General features: G+C 44.5%; 3 protein-coding genes. 1 reads left to right on the top strand and 2 read right to left on the bottom strand.

The window, feature by feature from the left end; genetic code table 11:
- Positions 1 to 521, top strand: a 521-nt coding sequence (locus KOO63_08430) for a C69 family dipeptidase (GenBank protein MBU8921832.1), incomplete at its 5' end; no start/stop codon positions are given.
- 76 nt (positions 522 to 597) lie between these two features.
- Here the strand turns inward: KOO63_08430 and KOO63_08435 are convergent.
- Positions 598 to 1,293: a class I SAM-dependent methyltransferase gene (locus KOO63_08435; protein ID MBU8921833.1), complete on the bottom strand. Its 696-nt coding sequence runs from the start codon at positions 1,291 to 1,293 to the stop codon at positions 598 to 600.
- Positions 1,294 to 1,386: 93 nt separating this feature from the next.
- Positions 1,387 to 1,640, bottom strand: a 254-nt coding sequence (locus KOO63_08440) for a glycosyltransferase (protein ID MBU8921834.1), incomplete at its 5' end; no start/stop codon positions are given.

Here is a 1,640-nt window from a genome sequence, read left to right on the forward strand (position 1 = left end):
GCGGAGTCACATGGTTCAGTGTGGATGACACGTACAGCACTGTTTATGTCCCGATTTATTGTGGAATAAACAAGGTCCCCCATTCCTACGCGGTCGGGACCGGCGATTTTCAACATTTCACCTGGGAAAGCGCTTTCTGGACCTTCAACTGGGTCTCGAACTACGCCTATTCGAGATACTCCGAGATGATAGGGGATATCATTATCGTGCAGAGGGATCTCGAAGGAAAGTTCCTCGCGGACCAGTCTGTGATTGATGATGCCGCCGCATCGCTGTTCGAAAAATCACCCGGACTTGCTATCGACTATTTGACCGAGTATTCCTGCAGAACGGCAGATGCGACAGTAGCGAGATGGCGCAGGCTCGGGGAAGATCTTCTGGTAAAATACATGGATGGAAATCTCAAAGACGAACTGGGTAATGTGAAGCATCCGGGATATCCGGAAAGCTGGTACAGGAAGGTTGTCGAAGAGACTGGTGATCATCTTCTTCTCAAGGAACTGGAGAAGGACGAAGAATAAAATACAGGGAGGGGCGGGTCATGAATCATGGCTCGCCCCTAAATCTGTTCTCGCGCCACCGCTATACGTCGGGTGATTATGGTTTCACTATATAGAATCTCGTTGTGACGACATTCTTCGTTCTATATTTTATTTTCTTCGATCTTAATAAGTCATCTACTCGTCGGTAATCGAATCCGAAGTGTGTGCCCCATCCGAACCTTTGATCTCTGAACTTGCTGATATCTTTGTAAGATATCAATGCAAGTAAATACTTATTGTAGAGGTTCGCACCATTCCCCGAAAGTTCATCCAGTTTATAATTGTATACTATAGTCTTGGCAAGAAACTTCACCAGACCAACCGGACCGATCTCGATTGGTGCAGTAAGTAAAAGAGTCCCACCACTTTTTGTCATTTTTATCAAATTACTTAAAGCTGAATCAGGGTTCCCGACATGTTCAATCGTTTCGAAGCATGTAACGAAATCATGCTGTCCCACATCAGCTGGATTATTTAACTCCATAAACTCAAACTTAAAAGACGGGTTCTTTTTTCTAGCAACTTCGAGATGTTCAGAATGATCAAATCCGTATACCTCCTCTGGTTTAAGTTGATTCGCTACAACCTTGGTCAAAAAACCAGTTCCACACCCCACATCTGCATAAGTTAAAGTTCCATGACTACGGCTTCCTTCTTTTTCGATGACAGATTTGATCTCTTTCAGGCGCTGTCTGTGGGGCCAGTTCTTAAGTGATTTATCTTTGTAGATGTGAGAATGATCTTTTTTCATAATCGTCTCTTTTTACAATCTGATACATTTGATGCATAACCGGCGAATACTTTTTCTGATCCCTTATCTTTGGCGGGCCGACCAGAACGGGCCTCATTCCTGATTCTTTTTGTTCAGTCCCAGGATCTCATCGATAAGCAGTGTTTTTACGACAGTTTTCTCTGAAAACGTCCTGGCGAATTCATATCCTCCTGAGGATAGTGTTTCGTATAACTCCTTGTCAGATGCAAGTCTGTCGAAGGCTCTCAAGATCTGTTCCGGACTTCCAGGTTGAATCAGAAGCCCTGTCACTTCGTCCTCAACGATATCGGGGATTGATTTCCACCTGGTAGTGATGATTGGAACGC

Source organism: Candidatus Latescibacterota bacterium (assembly GCA_019038625.1).
In the GTDB taxonomy this organism is placed as follows: domain Bacteria; phylum Krumholzibacteriota; class Krumholzibacteriia; order Krumholzibacteriales; family Krumholzibacteriaceae; genus JAGLYV01.